This window comes from Silanimonas sp. (assembly GCF_044377035.1).
Classification (GTDB): domain Bacteria; phylum Pseudomonadota; class Gammaproteobacteria; order Xanthomonadales; family Xanthomonadaceae; genus Silanimonas.
Genome location: NZ_JBILJW010000057.1, coordinates 1 through 14,259 on the forward strand (window position 1 = coordinate 1; position 14,259 = coordinate 14,259).

The 14,259-nt window shown below is 64.2% G+C and carries 27 protein-coding genes and 1 pseudogene; all 28 read left to right on the plus strand.

The annotated features are described in order from the left end of the window. Positions 1–99: pseudogene (locus ACIQ6S_RS14270) on the plus strand (elongation factor Tu); the annotation flags it as partial. 244 nt (positions 100–343) lie between these two features. Then, complete coding sequence (rpsJ, locus tag ACIQ6S_RS14275) at positions 344–655, plus strand: 30S ribosomal protein S10 (protein WP_028771346.1); 312 nt, start codon at positions 344–346, stop codon at positions 653–655. Positions 656–666: 11 nt separating this feature from the next. Then, positions 667–1,311, plus strand: coding sequence for a 50S ribosomal protein L3 (gene rplC, locus ACIQ6S_RS14280; RefSeq protein ID WP_397608928.1), 645 nt, complete (start codon positions 667–669; stop codon positions 1,309–1,311). Between the two features lie 10 nt (positions 1,312–1,321). Next, positions 1,322–1,924, plus strand: a complete 603-nt coding sequence (rplD, locus tag ACIQ6S_RS14285; RefSeq protein ID WP_297867659.1) for a 50S ribosomal protein L4 — start codon at positions 1,322–1,324, stop codon at positions 1,922–1,924. Beyond that, positions 1,921–2,214, plus strand: coding sequence for a 50S ribosomal protein L23 (gene rplW, locus ACIQ6S_RS14290; RefSeq protein WP_297867660.1), 294 nt, complete (start codon positions 1,921–1,923; stop codon positions 2,212–2,214). Before rplD ends, rplW begins: the two co-directional genes overlap by 4 nt. 12 nt (positions 2,215–2,226) lie before the next feature. Further along, a complete protein-coding gene (gene rplB, locus ACIQ6S_RS14295) occupies positions 2,227–3,054 on the plus strand; it encodes a 50S ribosomal protein L2 (protein ID WP_297867661.1) in 828 nt (275 codons plus the stop codon). 6 nt (positions 3,055–3,060) lie between these two features. Next, entirely contained in the window at positions 3,061–3,336 is a 276-nt protein-coding gene (gene rpsS / locus ACIQ6S_RS14300) for a 30S ribosomal protein S19 (protein WP_297867662.1), read from the plus strand. A gap of 10 nt (positions 3,337–3,346) precedes the next feature. Then, on the plus strand, positions 3,347–3,688 hold the full coding sequence (rplV, locus tag ACIQ6S_RS14305) for a 50S ribosomal protein L22 (RefSeq protein ID WP_297876021.1): 342 nt from the start codon (positions 3,347–3,349) through the stop codon (positions 3,686–3,688). A 10-nt stretch (positions 3,689–3,698) separates the two neighbouring features. Then, on the plus strand, positions 3,699–4,394 hold the full coding sequence (gene rpsC / locus ACIQ6S_RS14310) for a 30S ribosomal protein S3 (protein ID WP_297867664.1): 696 nt from the start codon (positions 3,699–3,701) through the stop codon (positions 4,392–4,394). A gap of 11 nt (positions 4,395–4,405) precedes the next feature. Then, a complete protein-coding gene (gene rplP, locus ACIQ6S_RS14315; RefSeq protein ID WP_297867665.1) occupies positions 4,406–4,819 on the plus strand; it encodes a 50S ribosomal protein L16 in 414 nt (137 codons plus the stop codon). Beyond that, a complete protein-coding gene (gene rpmC, locus ACIQ6S_RS14320; protein WP_397573676.1) occupies positions 4,819–5,004 on the plus strand; it encodes a 50S ribosomal protein L29 in 186 nt (61 codons plus the stop codon). Before rplP ends, rpmC begins: the two co-directional genes overlap by 1 nt. 10 nt (positions 5,005–5,014) lie before the next feature. Continuing rightward, positions 5,015–5,278, plus strand: a complete 264-nt coding sequence (gene rpsQ, locus ACIQ6S_RS14325) for a 30S ribosomal protein S17 (RefSeq protein ID WP_297867667.1) — start codon at positions 5,015–5,017, stop codon at positions 5,276–5,278. Positions 5,279–5,292: 14 nt separating this feature from the next. Further along, positions 5,293–5,661: a 50S ribosomal protein L14 gene (rplN, locus tag ACIQ6S_RS14330; protein ID WP_294064773.1), complete on the plus strand. Its 369-nt coding sequence runs from the start codon at positions 5,293–5,295 to the stop codon at positions 5,659–5,661. A 15-nt stretch (positions 5,662–5,676) separates the two neighbouring features. Further along, entirely contained in the window at positions 5,677–5,991 is a 315-nt protein-coding gene (rplX, locus tag ACIQ6S_RS14335) for a 50S ribosomal protein L24 (RefSeq protein WP_297867668.1), read from the plus strand. An 11-nt stretch (positions 5,992–6,002) separates the two neighbouring features. Further along, complete coding sequence (rplE, locus tag ACIQ6S_RS14340; RefSeq protein WP_297867669.1) at positions 6,003–6,545, plus strand: 50S ribosomal protein L5; 543 nt, start codon at positions 6,003–6,005, stop codon at positions 6,543–6,545. A 16-nt stretch (positions 6,546–6,561) separates the two neighbouring features. Next, positions 6,562–6,867 (plus strand): 30S ribosomal protein S14, encoded by a 306-nt coding sequence (gene rpsN, locus ACIQ6S_RS14345; protein WP_397573677.1) that lies wholly within the window; start codon positions 6,562–6,564, stop codon positions 6,865–6,867. Positions 6,868–6,984: 117 nt separating this feature from the next. Further along, positions 6,985–7,380, plus strand: a complete 396-nt coding sequence (rpsH, locus tag ACIQ6S_RS14350; protein WP_397573678.1) for a 30S ribosomal protein S8 — start codon at positions 6,985–6,987, stop codon at positions 7,378–7,380. A gap of 16 nt (positions 7,381–7,396) precedes the next feature. Continuing rightward, a complete protein-coding gene (gene rplF / locus ACIQ6S_RS14355; protein ID WP_297876025.1) occupies positions 7,397–7,924 on the plus strand; it encodes a 50S ribosomal protein L6 in 528 nt (175 codons plus the stop codon). 30 nt (positions 7,925–7,954) lie between these two features. Further along, positions 7,955–8,308 (plus strand): 50S ribosomal protein L18, encoded by a 354-nt coding sequence (gene rplR / locus ACIQ6S_RS14360; RefSeq protein WP_397608929.1) that lies wholly within the window; start codon positions 7,955–7,957, stop codon positions 8,306–8,308. Between the two features lie 95 nt (positions 8,309–8,403). Beyond that, entirely contained in the window at positions 8,404–8,931 is a 528-nt protein-coding gene (rpsE, locus tag ACIQ6S_RS14365) for a 30S ribosomal protein S5 (protein WP_297867674.1), read from the plus strand. Next, the gene (rpmD, locus tag ACIQ6S_RS14370) at positions 8,924–9,106 is read left to right on the plus strand and encodes a 50S ribosomal protein L30 (RefSeq protein ID WP_297867675.1); all 183 of its coding nucleotides are present in this window, start codon (positions 8,924–8,926) and stop codon (positions 9,104–9,106) included. Before rpsE ends, rpmD begins: the two co-directional genes overlap by 8 nt. 10 nt (positions 9,107–9,116) lie before the next feature. Continuing rightward, the gene (rplO, locus tag ACIQ6S_RS14375) at positions 9,117–9,551 is read left to right on the plus strand and encodes a 50S ribosomal protein L15 (RefSeq protein WP_397573680.1); all 435 of its coding nucleotides are present in this window, start codon (positions 9,117–9,119) and stop codon (positions 9,549–9,551) included. A gap of 25 nt (positions 9,552–9,576) precedes the next feature. Further along, complete coding sequence (secY, locus tag ACIQ6S_RS14380) at positions 9,577–10,953, plus strand: preprotein translocase subunit SecY (RefSeq protein ID WP_397608931.1); 1,377 nt, start codon at positions 9,577–9,579, stop codon at positions 10,951–10,953. Between the two features lie 210 nt (positions 10,954–11,163). Then, on the plus strand, positions 11,164–11,520 hold the full coding sequence (gene rpsM / locus ACIQ6S_RS14385; RefSeq protein ID WP_297867677.1) for a 30S ribosomal protein S13: 357 nt from the start codon (positions 11,164–11,166) through the stop codon (positions 11,518–11,520). A gap of 12 nt (positions 11,521–11,532) precedes the next feature. Then, on the plus strand, positions 11,533–11,928 hold the full coding sequence (rpsK, locus tag ACIQ6S_RS14390) for a 30S ribosomal protein S11 (protein ID WP_294064754.1): 396 nt from the start codon (positions 11,533–11,535) through the stop codon (positions 11,926–11,928). Between the two features lie 18 nt (positions 11,929–11,946). Continuing rightward, entirely contained in the window at positions 11,947–12,576 is a 630-nt protein-coding gene (rpsD, locus tag ACIQ6S_RS14395; protein ID WP_297867678.1) for a 30S ribosomal protein S4, read from the plus strand. 20 nt (positions 12,577–12,596) lie between these two features. Then, positions 12,597–13,595 carry a DNA-directed RNA polymerase subunit alpha gene (locus ACIQ6S_RS14400; protein WP_397608930.1) on the plus strand — a complete coding sequence of 333 codons (999 nt, stop codon included), beginning with the start codon at positions 12,597–12,599 and terminating at the stop codon, positions 13,593–13,595. 28 nt (positions 13,596–13,623) lie between these two features. Beyond that, positions 13,624–14,010 (plus strand): 50S ribosomal protein L17, encoded by a 387-nt coding sequence (gene rplQ, locus ACIQ6S_RS14405; RefSeq protein WP_297876030.1) that lies wholly within the window; start codon positions 13,624–13,626, stop codon positions 14,008–14,010. Positions 14,011–14,259 lie beyond the last annotated feature (249 nt).

A 14,259-nucleotide genomic window follows, 5' to 3' on the forward strand; every position in this document is an offset into this window, starting at 1 on the left:
CTGATCGCCCCCGTCGCGATGGATGAAGGCCTGCGCTTCGCGATCCGCGAAGGCGGCCGCACCGTCGGCGCCGGCGTCGTGGCCAAGATCATCAAGTAATACCTGGTGGCATCTCCCCGCCTGGCAGACGCCGGGCGGGGCACCAAGCGAAAAGAGGTCCAAGGATGGGCTTCGTCTTCGCCGGACAGGGAAGCGTGGATCGTTAAGCCCCCGTTGTTGACGGCGGCTTGGTATCCCCTCTATACTCTCCCGTCTCGGCAGAACCCCGTGGTTCTGTCGATGTTTTTTTGGGGTTCGCGCCAGACGCGTGCGGCCCGTCGCTCTTTAACTCAGGAAACCGGCCATGGCGGACCAGAAAATCCGTATTCGCTTGAAGGCGTTCGATCACCGACTGATCGATCGTTCCGCGAGCGAGATCGTCGAAACGGCCAAGCGGACCGGCGCGCAAGTGCGCGGCCCGATCCCGCTGCCGACGAAGATCGAACGTTATACCGTCCTCGTTTCTCCGCACGTCGACAAAGACGCGCGTGACCAGTACGAGACCCGCACCCACAAGCGCGTCCTGGACATCGTTGATCCCAACGACAAGACCGTCGACGCCCTGATGAAGCTCGAACTCGCCGCTGGCGTGGACGTGCAGATCAAGCTGGCCTGAGGTACACGATCATGAAGCACAGCATCGGTATCGTTGGGCGTAAGGCAGGCATGAGCCGGGTTTTCACTGCGGATGGCGCGTCCATCCCGGTCACCCTGATCGAAGCCACCCCCAACCGCGTCACCCAGATCAAGACCGTCGAGACCGACGGCTACACCGCCGTGCAGGTCACCGCGGGCGACAAGCGCGCCTCGCTGGTTAACAAGCCGGAAGGTGGCCACTTCGCCAAGGCGAAGGTCGCTCCGGGTCGTGGCCTGTGGGAGTTCCGCGTCGAAGCCAAGGACCTGGGTGCCTACGAAGTGGGCGCCGAGATCAAGGCGGACGTCTTCGCTGTCGGCCAGATGGTCGACGTCCAGGGCGTGACGAAGGGCAAGGGCTTCCAGGGCACCATCAAGCGCTGGAACTTCACCATGGGTGACGCCACCCACGGTAACTCGCTCTCGCATCGCTCGCCGGGCTCGATCGGCCAGCGCCAGACGCCGGGTCGCGTGTTCCCGGGCAAGAAGATGTCGGGCCACATGGGTGCCGAGGTCCTCAGCGTCCAGAACCTCGAGGTCGTCAAGATCGACGTCGAGCGCGGCCTCATCGCGATCCGCGGCGCCGTTCCCGGTGCGCCGGGTGGCGACGTGGTCGTCCGTCCGGCCAGCAAGGGTTAAGGAGTAGACGATGGAACTTTCCGTCATCAACGGCAAGGCGCTGTCGGTCAACGACGCCGTCTTCGGCCGTGAATTCAATCAGGATCTCGTGCACCAGGTCGTCGTTGCCTACCGCAACGCCGGTCGCGCGGGCACCAAGGCGCAGCTGACGCGTTCGGAAGTCCGCGGCACGACCAAGAAGTTCAAGAAGCAGAAGGGCGGCGGCGCTCGTCACGGCGACTACCGCGCTCCGATCTTCGTGGGCGGCGGCGTGACCTTCGCGGCCAAGCCGCGCAGCTTCGCGCAGAAGGTCAACAAGAAGATGTACCGCGGCGCCATGGCCGTGATCCTGTCCGAGCTCGCTCGCCAGGGTCGCCTGATGGTCGTCGAGGGCTTCGATGTCGACGCGCCCAAGACGCAGGGCCTCGTTGCCAAGCTGGCCGACATGAAGGTCGGTACCCGCACGCTGATCGTGTCGGAGCAGGCGAGCGAGAACCTGTACCTGGCCGCGCGCAACATTCCCTACGTGGAAGTGCGCGATGTGCAGGGCCTGGACCCGGTGTCGCTGGTCGGTGCCGACTCGGTCGTCATCACCGCCGAGGCCGTCAAGCTGATCGAGGAGTGGCTGGCATGATCAACGAGAGCCTGTTTTCGGTCCTCCGCGCCCCGAAGGTGTCGGAAAAGACCGCCCGTCTCGCCGAGAGCAACCAGTACGTCTTCGAAGTCGCCAAGACGGCGACCAAGGCTGACGTCAAGGCGGCCATCGAGCACCTGTTCAACGTCAAGGTGCTCGCGGTGAACGTCGCGAACATCAAGGGCAAGTCGAAGGCGTTCCGCCAGCGTGCTGGCCGTCGCTCCGACAAGCGCAAGGCGTATGTCCGTTTGGCCGAAGGCCAGACGCTCGACGTCACCGCCAAGGCCTGAGGATAAAGACCCATGGCAGTCATGACTTTCAAGCCGACCTCGCCTGGCCGCCGCGCCATGGTCAAGGTCGTCAACCCCGACCTCCACAAGGGCGCGCCGTTCGCGGCCCTCGTCGAGAAGAAGGGCAAGACGGGTGGCCGTAACAACCACGGCCGCATCACCACCCGCCACATCGGCGGTGGCCACAAGCAGCATTACCGCATCATCGACTTCAAGCGCGACAAGGAAGGCATCGCCTCCCGCGTCGAGCGCCTCGAGTACGATCCGAACCGCACGGCGCACATCGCACTCCTGTGCTATGCGGATGGCGAGCGCCGCTACATCATCGCGCCGAAGGGCCTGCAGGTCGGCGACCAGCTGATCTCCGGCAAGGATGCGCCGATCAAGGTCGGCAACACGCTGCCCCTGCTCAATATGCCGATCGGTGCCACCGTGCACTGCGTCGAGATGAAGCCGGGCAAGGGCGCCCAGCTGGCGCGCGCCGCTGGCGCCGGCGTCCAGCTGATCGGTCGCGAACACGGCTACGCCACGCTGCGCCTCCGCTCCGGCGAAATGCGCAAGGTGCCGGTCGACTGCCGCGCCACGATCGGCGAAGTCGGTAACACCGAGCACAACCTCGAGAAGCTGGGCAAGGCCGGTGCCTCCCGCTGGCGCGGCATCAAGCCGACCGTCCGCGGCGCCGCGATGAACCCGGTCGACCATCCGCACGGCGGTGGTGAGGCGAAGGCCGGCCAGGGCAACCCGCATCCGGTCAGCCCCTGGGGCCAGCCGTCGAAGGGTTACAAGACGCGTAAGAACAAGCGCACCGACAAGTTCATCGTGCGCGATCGTAGGGGTTAATCGGCCATGCCACGTTCACTCAAGAAGGGCCCGTTCGTCGACCACCACCTCGCCAAGAAGGTGGAAGTCGCTTCAGCGGCCAACAGCAAGAAGCCGATCAAGACCTGGTCGCGTCGTTCGATGATCCTGCCGGAAATGATCGGCCTGACCATTGCCGTGCACAACGGCAAGGCGCACATCCCGGTCCTGGTCAACGAGAACATGATCGGCCACAAGCTCGGCGAATTCGCGCTGACCCGGACCTTCAAGGGTCACGGCGGCGACAAGAAGTCGGGCAAGTAAGGAGATGACCATGGAAGCGAAAGCCATCCTGCGCTCGACGCGCATCTCCCCGCAGAAGGCCCGCCTGGTCGCCGACCAGGTCCGTGGTCTCTCGGTCGCCCGCGCTCTGGCGCTGTTGCAGTTCAGCGACAAGAAGGCCGCCGGCATCATCCGCAAGGTCGTCTACTCGGCGGCTTCGAACGCCGAGAACAACCTCGGCGCCGATGTCGACGAACTGAAGGTCGCCACGATCATGATCGACGAGGGTCCGGTGCTGAAGCGCTTCGGCGCCCGCGCGAAGGGCCGTGGTACCCGCATCCTCAAGCGCACCAGCCACATCACTGTGGTCGTGGGCTCCGGCAAGAAGGCGTAAGGACGAGATTATGGGTCACAAAGTTCATCCGACCGGTATCCGTCTTGGCATCGCCAAAGACTGGAACTCCAAGTGGTACGCGAACAAGAAGGAATTCGCCGGCTACCTCGCCGCCGACCTGAAGGTTCGCCAGATGCTTCGCGAGAAGCTGGCGCAGGCCGGCATCTCCAAGATCCTGATCGAGCGTCCGAGCAAGTCGGCGCGCGTGACGATCCACACCGCCCGTCCGGGCGTCGTGATCGGCAAGCGCGGCGAGGACATCGAGAAGCTGCGCAAGCAGGTTTCGGACATCATGGGCGTCCCGGCGCACATCAATGTCTCCGAAGTCCGCAAGCCGGAACTCGATGCCCAGCTGGTCGCCGAGTCGATCGCCCAGCAGCTGGAGCGCCGCATCATGTTCCGCCGCGCCATGAAGCGCGCGGTGAGCAATGCGATGCGCCTCGGCGCGCTCGGCATCAAGGTCAACGTCGCCGGCCGCCTCAACGGCGCCGAGATCGCGCGTTCGGAGTGGTACCGCGAAGGTCGCGTGCCGCTGCACACCCTGCGCGCCGACGTCGACTACGGCTTCGCCGAAGCCCGCACCACCTTTGGCGTCATCGGCGTCAAGACGTGGGTCTACAAGGGCGAAATCTTCGACTTCTCGCAAGTCGGCCAGGAAAAGACCGAAGAGCGCGCGGAACGTCCGTCGCGTGGTCAGGCCAAGTGAGGTAACGAGCCATGTTGCAACCCAAGCGAACTAAATATCGCAAGCAGTTCAAGGGCCGTAACGAGGGCCTGAGCTGGTCGGCCAATGCCGTCAGCTTCGGCGAGTACGGTCTGAAGGCCACCGAACACGGCCGCCTCACGGCCCGCCAGATCGAGTCGGCCCGCCGCACGATCAGCCGCTACGTGAAGCGCGGCGGCAAGCTCTGGATCCGCGTGTTCCCGGACAAGCCGATCACCCAGAAGCCGATCGAAGTCCGAATGGGCGCCGGTAAGGGTAACGTCGAGTACTGGGTCGCCCAGATCCAGCCCGGCCGGATGCTCTACGAGATGGAAGGCATCCCGGAGGACCAGGCTCGCGAAGCGATGCGCCTCGCCGCCGCCAAGCTCTCCGTCAAGACCACTTTCGTGACCCGGACGGTGCGCTAATGGAACTCCAGGAACTGCGTCAGAAGTCGGCCGAAGAGCTGAAGGCCCACCTGCTGGTGCTCCGCAAGGAGCAGTTCTCTCTGCGCATGCAGAAGACGACGAACCAGCTGGCGAAGACCCACGAGATCAGCCGTGTCCGCCGCGAAATCGCGCGCGTCAACACGCTGCTGACCCAGAAGAATTAAGGGACAGGCCATGAGCGATAACGCCACCCCGCTGCGCACGGTCGAAGGCCGCGTCGTCAGCAACAAGATGAACAAGACGGTCACGATCCTGGTCGAGCGCCAGGTCAAGCATCCGCTGTACGGCAAGTACATCCGCCGTTCGACGAAGCTCCACGCCCACGACGAAGCCAATGCCTGCAACGAAGGCGACGTCGTCCGCGTGACCGAATGCGCCCCGATGTCGAAGACCAAGAACTGGCGCGTCGTCGAGATCGTCTCGAAGTCGGCCGAGTAAGAGGAGCCTGAGCCATGATCCAGACGCAGAGCTACCTCGAAGTCGCCGATAACTCCGGTGCCAAGGAACTGATGTGCATCAAGGTGCTTGGAGGTTCCAAGCGCCGCTATGCCCACATCGGCGACATCATCAAGGTCACCGTGAAAGACGCGATCCCGCGCGGCAAGGTCAAGAAGGGCGAGGTCTACAACGCCGTCGTCGTGCGCACCCGCAAGGGCGTGCGCCGCGCCGATGGCTCGCTGATCCGCTTCGACGCGAACGCCGCCGTGCTGCTGAACAACAAAGAAGAGCCGATCGGCACCCGCATCTTCGGACCCGTGACCCGTGAACTCCGCAATGAGAAGTTCATGAAGATCGTGTCCCTGGCGCCTGAAGTGCTGTAAGCCGGAGACGAAACCATGAACCGTATCCGCAAGGGCGACCAGATCGTCGTCATCACCGGCAAGGACAAGGGCAAGAAGGGCGAAATCACCCGCGTTGCCGGTGATCGCGTCATCGTCGCCAACATCAACGTGGTGAAGCGCCACACCAAGGCGAATCCGCAGGCCGGCCAGGCCGGCGGCATCGTCGAGCGCGAAGCCCCGATCCATATCTCCAACGTGATGCTGTTCAACCCGGCAACGGGCAAGGGCGACCGCGTTGGCTTCAAGGTGCTCGAGGATGGACGCAAAGTGCGTGTGTTCCGCTCGAGCGGTGAGGCGATCGACGCCTGAGGAATGCCACGATGAACACCCGGCTTGAAAAAATCTACAAGGACACCGTGGTGCCGAAGCTCATGAAAGAGTTCGGCTACACGAATCCGATGCAGGTGCCGAAGATCACCAAGATCACGCTGAACATGGGCGTGGGCGAGGCGGTCGGCAACAAGAAGATCCTCGAGAACGCCGTGGCCGACCTGGCCACGATCACCGGCCAGAAGCCGGTGACGACCAAGGCCCGCGTCTCGGTCGCCAGCTTCAAGATCCGCGAAGGCTGGCCGATCGGCACCAAGGTGACCCTGCGTCGCGCCAAGATGTATGAGTTCCTCGACCGCCTGATCAGCGTCGCCCTGCCGCGCGTCCGCGACTTCCGCGGCGTGTCGGGTCGCGCGTTCGACGGCCGTGGCAACTACAACATGGGCCTGAAGGAGCAGATCATCTTCCCGGAGATCAACTTCGACCAGGTCGACGCCCTGCGCGGCATGGACATCGCGATCACCACGACCGCGAAGACCGACGCCGAGGCCAAGGCCCTGCTCGCTGCCTTCAACTTCCCGTTCCGCAACTGACCTTTAGGATCCAATCATGGCCAAGACCAGCATGGTGAACCGCGAGGTCAAGCGCGAGAAGCTTGCCAAGCGTTACGCCGCCAAGCGCGCCGAGCTCAAGAAGCTGATCGCCAACCCGGCGACCGGCTACGAAGAGAAGATCGACGCCGTCAACAAGCTCGCGAAGCTGCCGCGCGACTCCTCGGAGTGCCGCCAGCGCAATCGCTGCGAGCTGTCGGGCCGTTCGCGCGGCGTTTACCGCAAGTTCGGCCTCGGCCGCAACAAGCTCCGCGAAGCCACCATGCGTGGCGACGTCCCCGGCCTCCGCAAGGCGAGCTGGTAAGACAAAAAGCTGCTATCCTAGGCGGCTTGCTGAACCCACCCGGCCGGAGACGGCCGGGTTTTTCCACTGAACCTGTTCGCGAAAGCGGATATCGGTGCTACTCATAAGGAACTCTCCATGAGCATGACTGATCCCATCGCTGACATGCTGGTGCGCATCAAGAACGCGCTGGCTGTCCGCAAGACCACGGTGAAGATGCCGTCGTCCAAGATCAAGCTGTCCCTTGCCAACGTCCTGAAGGCCGAAGGCTACATCCTCGACGTGCGCCAGATCGGCGACGCCAAGAAGCCGGAACTCGAAATCGTTCTGAAGTACTTCGAAGGCAAGCCGGTCATCGAGCGCCTCGAGCGCTTCTCGCGTTCGGGCCTCCGCCAGTACCGCGGCAAGGACGCGCTCCCGAAGGTCCTCGGCGGCCTCGGCGTGTCGATCATCTCGACGTCCAAGGGCATCATGACGGACCGCGACGCACGCCAGCAGGGCGTGGGCGGCGAAGTCCTGTGCCTCGTGGCCTGATGCAGGAGAACTGACCATGTCCCGCGTCGCCAAGAAGCCGATCGCCCTCCCGAAGGGCGTTGAAATCACCTCCACCGCTGAGCAGTTCAGCGTCAAGGGCCCGAAGGGCACCCTGACTCTGGCCAAGCCGCAGGGCGTGGACCTGAAGAATGAAAATGGTGTGGTCACGATGGTCGCGGCGAACGCCGACGCCATCCCGATGGCCGGCACCGCGCGCGCCATCCTTTCGAACATGGTGAAGGGCGTTTCCGAAGGCTTCCAGCGCAAGCTGGAGCTCGTCGGCGTCGGTTACCGTGCCGCGATGCAGGGCAAGGACCTGAGCCTGTCGCTCGGTTTCTCGCACCCGGTCGTGTTCATCACCCCGGAAGGCATCACCATCACCACGCCGACGCAGACGGAGATCCTGATCGCCGGCGCCGATGCGCAGCTGGTGGGCCAGGTCGCGGCCAAGATCCGCGCGTTCCGTTCGCCGGAACCGTATAAGGGCAAGGGCGTCCGTTACTCGGGCGAGAACGTCATCATCAAGGAAGCCAAGAAGGCCTAAGGGTCTTCAGCTTCCAGAAGGTATCCAGTCATGGAAAAGAAAATCGCCCGCCTGCGTCGCGCCAAGTCGACGCGCCGGCACATCCGCACGCTGGGCATCGCCCGCCTGTCGGTCCTGCGCACCGGTCAACACCTTTACGCCCAGATCTTCACGGCTGACGGCTCGAAGGTCCTCGCGGCCGCTTCGACCCTCGAAGCCGACGTCAAGTCGGGCCTGAAGGGCAGCAAGAACCTCGAAGCCGCCGCCAAGGTCGGTGCCGCCATCGCCGCCAAGGCGAAGGCCGCCGGCATCGAGGCCGTCGCTTTCGATCGTTCTGGCTACCGCTACCACGGCCGCATCAAGGCGCTCGCCGATGCGGCCCGCGAAGGCGGCCTGCAGTTCTAAGCGTCATCGATGCACCCAGGCGCGGGGTGGATTCCGCGCCTCAAACAACTATAAGCGGCGCAAAGCCGTAATTTTCCTCATTACGAGAGTCCATCATGAGCAGCAATGAAAGCCGCGATCGTCGCGACCGCGAAGGCGCAGACGACGGCATGATCGAGAAGCTGATCGCGGTCAACCGCGTCAGCAAGACCGTCAAGGGCGGTCGCCAGTTCACCTTCACCGCGCTGACGGTCGTCGGCGACGGCGCCGGCAAGATCGGCTTCGGCTACGGCAAGGCGAAGGAAGTCCCGGTTGCCATCCAGAAGTCGATGGAATACGCCCGCAAGGCGATGGTCAACGTCGACCTGAACGATGGCACCCTGTGGCACCCCGTCAAGGCCAACCATGGCGCGGCGGCGGTCTACATGCAGCCGGCGTCGGAAGGTACGGGCGTGATCGCCGGCGGCGCCATGCGTGCCGTGCTGGAAGCGGTCGGCGTCAAGAACGTGCTGGCGAAGGCCACCGGTTCGCGTAACCCGATCAACCTGGTCCGTGCCACCGTGCGCGGTCTGTCGATGATGCACTCGCCGGCCAAGATCGCGGCCAAGCGTGGCAAGAAGCTCGAGGAGATCCTCCATGGCTAACAAGACCGTCAAGGTCCGCCTGGTGCGCGGCCTCCGTGGCACCCAGCAGCGCCACCGCCTCTCGGTGCGTGCGCTCGGCCTGAACAAGCTGAACGATGTCCGTGAGCTGATCGATTCGCCGCAGGTCCGCGGTCTGATCAACCAGCTCCACTACCTCGTCCGCGTCGAGGCTTAAGGAGAATCCCATGCGTCTCAACACCATCACTCACGCCGAAGGCGCCCGCAAGGAGCGCACCCGCGTTGGTCGCGGCATCGGTTCGGGCCTCGGCAAGACCTGCGGCCGCGGCCACAAGGGTTCGTTCGCTCGCGCCGGTAAGGGCAAGATCAAGCCGGGCTTCGAAGGCGGTCAGATGCCGATGCAGCGCCGTCTGCCGAAGATCGGTTTCCGCTCCAAGATGTCGCACGAGTCGGCCGAGGTCCTGCTGTATCAGCTGGCCATGCTCGACGCTGACGTCATCGACATCGTCGTCCTGCGCGCCGCCAAGCTGGTCTCGGGCGACGCCAAGAAGGTGAAGGTCGTCAAGAAGGGCGAGCTGACCAAGAAGCTCACCATCAAGGGCCTGCTGGTTACGGCAGGTGCGAAGGCGGCGATCGAAGCCGCCGGCGGCTCGGTGGAGTAATCGCTTGGCCTCGAACGCGGCGACGATGATGGGTGGACTCGGTAGGTTCAAAGAACTGAAGGACCGCCTGCTGTTCGTGCTTCTCGCGTTGATCGTCTACCGGGTCGGGAGTTTCATTCCCGTCCCGGGGGTCAACCCGGAAGCCATGTTGGCCCTGTTCGAGAATCAGGGCGGCATCGTGGACATGTTCAACATGTTCTCCGGTGGCGCCCTGTCGCGTTTCAGCATCTTTGCGCTGAACGTGATCCCGTACATTTCGGCGTCGATCATCGTCCAGCTGCTCGGACAGGTGTACGAGCCGTGGAAGGCGCTGAAGAAAGAAGGCGAGTCGGGCCGTCGTAAGCTGACGCAGTACTCGCGTTACGGCGCCGTCTTCCTCGCCATCGTGCAGGCGGGCAGCATTGCCACGGCCCTGCAGGGCTCGGCGGCTGCCGGCGGCCAGCCGGTCGTGTACAGCCCGGGCATGGGTTTCGTGTTCACTGCGGTGGTTTCGCTGACGGCCGGAACCATGTTCCTGATGTGGCTGGGCGAGCAGATCACCGAGCGCGGCATCGGCAACGGCATCTCGCTGATCATCTTCGCGGGCATCGTCGCGGGCCTTCCGGGCGCGCTGATCGACACCATGCGGCAGGTGAATGCGGGCGAGATCAGCTGGCCGGCCATCCTCGTGATCGCCGTCCTCGTGCTGGGCGTCGTCTACTTCGTGGTGTTCATGGAGCGCGGCCAGCGCCGGATCACCGTGCACTACGCCCGCAAGCAGGGCGCGCGCCAGGGCTACAACAACCAGAGCTCGCACCTGCCGCTGAAGCTCAACATGGCTGGCGTGATCCCGCCGATCTTCGCCTCGAGCCTCATCATGCTGCCGGCCACCATCACGGCGTGGACGGGTGGATCCGGCGCGGCGGAAGCCGCCGCCGCGGCGACCGACGCCGGCTGGCAGGCCCAGGTCACGCTCGCCTTGCAGAAGGTCGCGACGGCGCTGGCGCCGAACGAGCCGCTGCACATGCTTCTGTTCGCGGGCCTGATCATCGGCTTTGCGTTCTTCTACACGGCGCTGGTGTTCAACAGCCAGGAAACCGCCGACAACCTGAAGAAGTCGGGCGCACTCGTTCCGGGTATCCGTCCGGGGCGTGCGACTGGCGACTACATCGATGGCGTGTTGACCCGTTTGACCATGATCGGCGCGCTCTATCTGGTCGCGGTCTGCCTGCTGCCGGAAGTGCTCCGCGCGACGTGGCAGGTTCCGTTCTATTTCGGCGGCACGTCGCTGCTGATCGTCGTCGTGGTGGTCATGGACTTCACGGCGCAGGTGCAGGCGCACCTCTATTCGCACCAGTACGACAGCCTTCTGAAGAAGGCCAATTTGAAGGGCGGTCCGCGCGGCGGCTTGGCGCGCGGATGAATCGAGGCGGGCCCGCGCAAGAGTAGCGCGGGCGGCGAGGGGGCCTTAGGGCCTTGTCGCCAACCCCGGTTTGTCGCCGGAGCATGGGCACACTCCCCATGCCGGGTTCGTCCCTGTTCAGGGGACGGGCTTCATTTGAACCCCGAGCCAGTGTAAACTTTTCGATTCCTTGCGCCGCTAGTCGGCGACAAAACCAGTGGAGATCGCGTCATGGCGCGTATTGCGGGTGTGAACCTGCCTGTCCAGAAGCATGTCTGGGTGGGCCTTCAGAGCATTTTCGGGATCGGGCGTACGCGCTCGCGCCTGGTCTGCACGGCCGCGGGTGTGAACCCGCATAGCAAGATCCGTGAACTGTCCGAGCCGGAAATCGAGCGCCTGCGCGCCGAGATCGGTAAGTACACCGTCGAAGGCGACCTGCGTCGCGAAGTCGGCATGTCGATCAAGCGCCTGATGGACCTCGGTTGCTACCGCGGCGTCCGTCACCGTCGTGGCCTGCCGCTCCGCGGCCAGCGCACCCGCACGAATGCCCGTACCCGCAAGGGTCCGCGCAAGGCGATCAAGAAGTAAGGATCAGCCAAAATGAATAAGCCGGCAGCTGCCAGCAAGACCAAGAAGAAGATCAAGCGCGTCGTCACCGATGGTGTGGCGCACGTGCAGGCCTCCTTCAACAATACGATCATCACGATCACCGACCGCCAGGGCAACACCCTGAGCTGGGCCACCTCGGGTGGCGCTGGCTTCCGCGGCTCGCGTAAGTCGACGCCGTTCGCGGCGCAGGTTGCCGCCGAGAAGGCCGGCAAGGCTGCGCTCGACTACGGCCTGAAGACGCTCGAAGTGCACGTGAAGGGCCCGGGTCCGGGTCGCGAATCGGCCGTCCGCGCGTTGAACAACGTCGGCTACAAGGTCACGAACATCATCGACGTCACGCCGATTCCGCACAACGGCTGCCGTCCGCCCAAGAAGCGTCGCGTCTAAGGGCAAGGGGAAAATCACATGGCTCGTTATATCGGTCCCACCTGTAAGCTCGCGCGCCGCGAAGGCGCCGACCTCAGCCTCAAGTCCCCGGCCCGCGCGCTGGACAGCAAGTGCAAGCTCGAGCAGAAGCCCGGCGTGCACGGCCCCGTCGCCAAGAAGGGCAAGCTGTCGGATTACGCCACCCAGCTTCGCGAGAAGCAGAAGGTCAAGCGTATCTACGGCCTGCTGGAGCGCCAGTTCCGCAACTACTACAAGAAGGCCGCCAACCGGAAGGGCAACACCGGCGAGAACCTGCTGCAGATGCTTGAGCAGCGTCTCGACAATGTCGTCTACCGCATGGGCTTCGCCGTCACCCGTCCGCAGGCCCGCCAGCTGGTCTCGCACCGTGGCGTGCTGGTCAACGGCAAGTCGGTGAACCTGCCGTCGTACCAGGTCCGCGTCGGCGACCAGATCACGCTCACCGAGAAGGCGGCTGCCCAGCTGCGCGTCAAGGAAGCCGTGGCCCAGTCGCAGCAGATGGACCTCGTGCCGTCGTGGTGCACGGTCGACGCCAACAAGTTCTCCGGCACCTTCAAGGCTGTGCCTGATCGCGCCGACCTGCCGGCTGACATCAACGAAGCGCTGATCGTCGAGCTGTACTCGAAGTAATTCTCCGGAGAACGCCGCCCATGACGGTAAATGCCATCCAGATGCTGCGTCCCAAGGGACCGCAGATCGAGCGCCTGTCGACGACCCGCGCCCGCGTCGTCATCGAGCCGCTGGAGCGTGGTTACGGCCACACCATCGGCAACGCGCTGCGTCGCGTGCTGCTGTCCTCGATCCCGGGTTGCGCCATCACCGAGGTGGAAATCGATGGCGTGCTGCACGAATACACCACGCTTGAAGGCCTTCAGGAGGACGTCCTCGACGTCCTGCTGAACCTCAAGGACGTGGCGATCCGTATGCACAACGTCGAGTCGACGATGCTCACCCTTCAGAAGAAGGGCCCGGGCGTCGTCACCGCCGCGGACATCAAGACCGACCACAACGTCGAGATCCTCAACGGCGAGCACGTGATCTGCACGCTGACGAAGGAAACGGCGCTGAACATGCGCCTCAAGATCGAGCGCGGCTTCGGCTACCAGCCGGCTGCGGCGCGTCGTCGCCCGGACGAAGAGTCCCGTGCGATCGGCCGCCTCATGCTGGACGCCAGCTTCGCCCCGGTTCGTCGCGTTGCGTATGCCGTGGAAGCGGCCCGCGTCGAGCAGCGTACCGACCTCGACAAGCTCGTCCTCGACATCGAGACCAACGGCACGATCGATTCGGAAGAAGCCATCCGCACCGCCGCCAGCATCCTCACGGACCAGCTGTCGGTGTTCGGCGACTTCATCGTCCGCGGTCCGGCTTCGAGCAAGAGCGCGACCGGTGGTGTCGATCCGACCCTGCTGCGTCCGATCGACGATCTCGAGCTGACCGTCCGTTCGGCCAACTGCCTCAAGGCCGAGAACATCTACTACATCGGTGATCTGATCCAGCGCACGGAAGTGGAGCTGCTGAAGACCCCGAACCTGGGCAAGAAGTCGCTCACCGAGATCAAGGAAGTGCTGGCACAGCGCGGCCTCGCCCTCGGCATGAAGCTCGAGAACTGGCCGCCGGCCGGTCTCACCCAGGGCGTGATGATGGGCTAAGGCCCACGATCGATAAGGAACCTAACCCATGCGTCACCTCAACGCCGGCCGCAAGTTCAGCCGCACCAGCGCGCATCGCGAAGCGATGTTCCGCAACATGGCTTCGTCGCTGTTCAAGCACGAGCTGATCCGTACCACCCTGCCGAAGGCCAAGGAGCTGCGTCGCATCGCCGAGCCGCTCATCACGATGGCCAAGACGGATGGCGTCGCCAACCGTCGTCTCGCCTTCTCGCGCCTGCGCGACAAGGAAGCGGTGGGTAAGCTGTTCGTCGAGCTCGGTCCGCGCTACCAGGCGCGTCCGGGCGGCTACCTGCGCATCCTGAAGTGCGGCTTCCGTCCGGGCGACAACGCCCCGATGGCTTACGTCGAGCTGGTGGATCGCCCGCGTGCCACCGAGGCCGTCGACGCCGAGTAAGCGTCCGCGAGCATCGTCAGTGTCATCAGAAACCCCGGCCCAGGCCGGGGTTTCTTTTTGCGTGCGCGCCAGTCGAGCATCTTCGTCAAACGACGTTGAATGTTCTTGTATTTGTTGGATCCGCTCGCCGAAACTCGACGAACAAGTGATCGAAAGTGTTGACGTTCACCGGGCGTTCCTGAAAAACTTCAATCCAGCCGGCGCCCCGCTTCCCCCACTTTGCGTGCTGCCGGCGCGCGACATCCCCCC

Excerpts from the sequence above, each read along its gene's own strand:
- rplO (WP_397573680.1), top strand. The coding sequence starts at position 9,117 with ATGCGTCTCAACACCATCACTCACGCCGAAGGCGCCCGCAAGGAGCGC.
- rpmC (WP_397573676.1), top strand. The coding sequence starts at position 4,819 with ATGGAACTCCAGGAACTGCGTCAGAAGTCGGCCGAAGAGCTGAAGGCC.
- rpsD (WP_297867678.1), top strand. The coding sequence starts at position 11,947 with ATGGCTCGTTATATCGGTCCCACCTGTAAGCTCGCGCGCCGCGAAGGC.
- rplQ (WP_297876030.1), top strand. The coding sequence starts at position 13,624 with ATGCGTCACCTCAACGCCGGCCGCAAGTTCAGCCGCACCAGCGCGCAT.
- rplC (WP_397608928.1), top strand. The coding sequence starts at position 667 with ATGAAGCACAGCATCGGTATCGTTGGGCGTAAGGCAGGCATGAGCCGG.
- ACIQ6S_RS14400 (WP_397608930.1), top strand. The coding sequence starts at position 12,597 with ATGACGGTAAATGCCATCCAGATGCTGCGTCCCAAGGGACCGCAGATC.
- rplP (WP_297867665.1), top strand. The coding sequence starts at position 4,406 with ATGTTGCAACCCAAGCGAACTAAATATCGCAAGCAGTTCAAGGGCCGT.
- rplD (WP_297867659.1), top strand. The coding sequence starts at position 1,322 with ATGGAACTTTCCGTCATCAACGGCAAGGCGCTGTCGGTCAACGACGCC.
- rplW (WP_297867660.1), top strand. The coding sequence starts at position 1,921 with ATGATCAACGAGAGCCTGTTTTCGGTCCTCCGCGCCCCGAAGGTGTCG.
- rpsN (WP_397573677.1), top strand. The coding sequence starts at position 6,562 with ATGGCCAAGACCAGCATGGTGAACCGCGAGGTCAAGCGCGAGAAGCTT.
- rplR (WP_397608929.1), top strand. The coding sequence starts at position 7,955 with ATGGAAAAGAAAATCGCCCGCCTGCGTCGCGCCAAGTCGACGCGCCGG.
- rplE (WP_297867669.1), top strand. The coding sequence starts at position 6,003 with ATGAACACCCGGCTTGAAAAAATCTACAAGGACACCGTGGTGCCGAAG.
- rplX (WP_297867668.1), top strand. The coding sequence starts at position 5,677 with ATGAACCGTATCCGCAAGGGCGACCAGATCGTCGTCATCACCGGCAAG.
- rpsC (WP_297867664.1), top strand. The coding sequence starts at position 3,699 with ATGGGTCACAAAGTTCATCCGACCGGTATCCGTCTTGGCATCGCCAAA.
- rplV (WP_297876021.1), top strand. The coding sequence starts at position 3,347 with ATGGAAGCGAAAGCCATCCTGCGCTCGACGCGCATCTCCCCGCAGAAG.
- secY (WP_397608931.1), top strand. The coding sequence starts at position 9,577 with ATGATGGGTGGACTCGGTAGGTTCAAAGAACTGAAGGACCGCCTGCTG.
- rpsH (WP_397573678.1), top strand. The coding sequence starts at position 6,985 with ATGAGCATGACTGATCCCATCGCTGACATGCTGGTGCGCATCAAGAAC.
- rpsM (WP_297867677.1), top strand. The coding sequence starts at position 11,164 with ATGGCGCGTATTGCGGGTGTGAACCTGCCTGTCCAGAAGCATGTCTGG.
- rplN (WP_294064773.1), top strand. The coding sequence starts at position 5,293 with ATGATCCAGACGCAGAGCTACCTCGAAGTCGCCGATAACTCCGGTGCC.
- rpsK (WP_294064754.1), top strand. The coding sequence starts at position 11,533 with ATGAATAAGCCGGCAGCTGCCAGCAAGACCAAGAAGAAGATCAAGCGC.
- rplB (WP_297867661.1), top strand. The coding sequence starts at position 2,227 with ATGGCAGTCATGACTTTCAAGCCGACCTCGCCTGGCCGCCGCGCCATG.
- rpsJ (WP_028771346.1), top strand. The coding sequence starts at position 344 with ATGGCGGACCAGAAAATCCGTATTCGCTTGAAGGCGTTCGATCACCGA.
- rpsS (WP_297867662.1), top strand. The coding sequence starts at position 3,061 with ATGCCACGTTCACTCAAGAAGGGCCCGTTCGTCGACCACCACCTCGCC.
- rpsQ (WP_297867667.1), top strand. The coding sequence starts at position 5,015 with ATGAGCGATAACGCCACCCCGCTGCGCACGGTCGAAGGCCGCGTCGTC.
- rplF (WP_297876025.1), top strand. The coding sequence starts at position 7,397 with ATGTCCCGCGTCGCCAAGAAGCCGATCGCCCTCCCGAAGGGCGTTGAA.
- rpmD (WP_297867675.1), top strand. The coding sequence starts at position 8,924 with ATGGCTAACAAGACCGTCAAGGTCCGCCTGGTGCGCGGCCTCCGTGGC.
- rpsE (WP_297867674.1), top strand. The coding sequence starts at position 8,404 with ATGAGCAGCAATGAAAGCCGCGATCGTCGCGACCGCGAAGGCGCAGAC.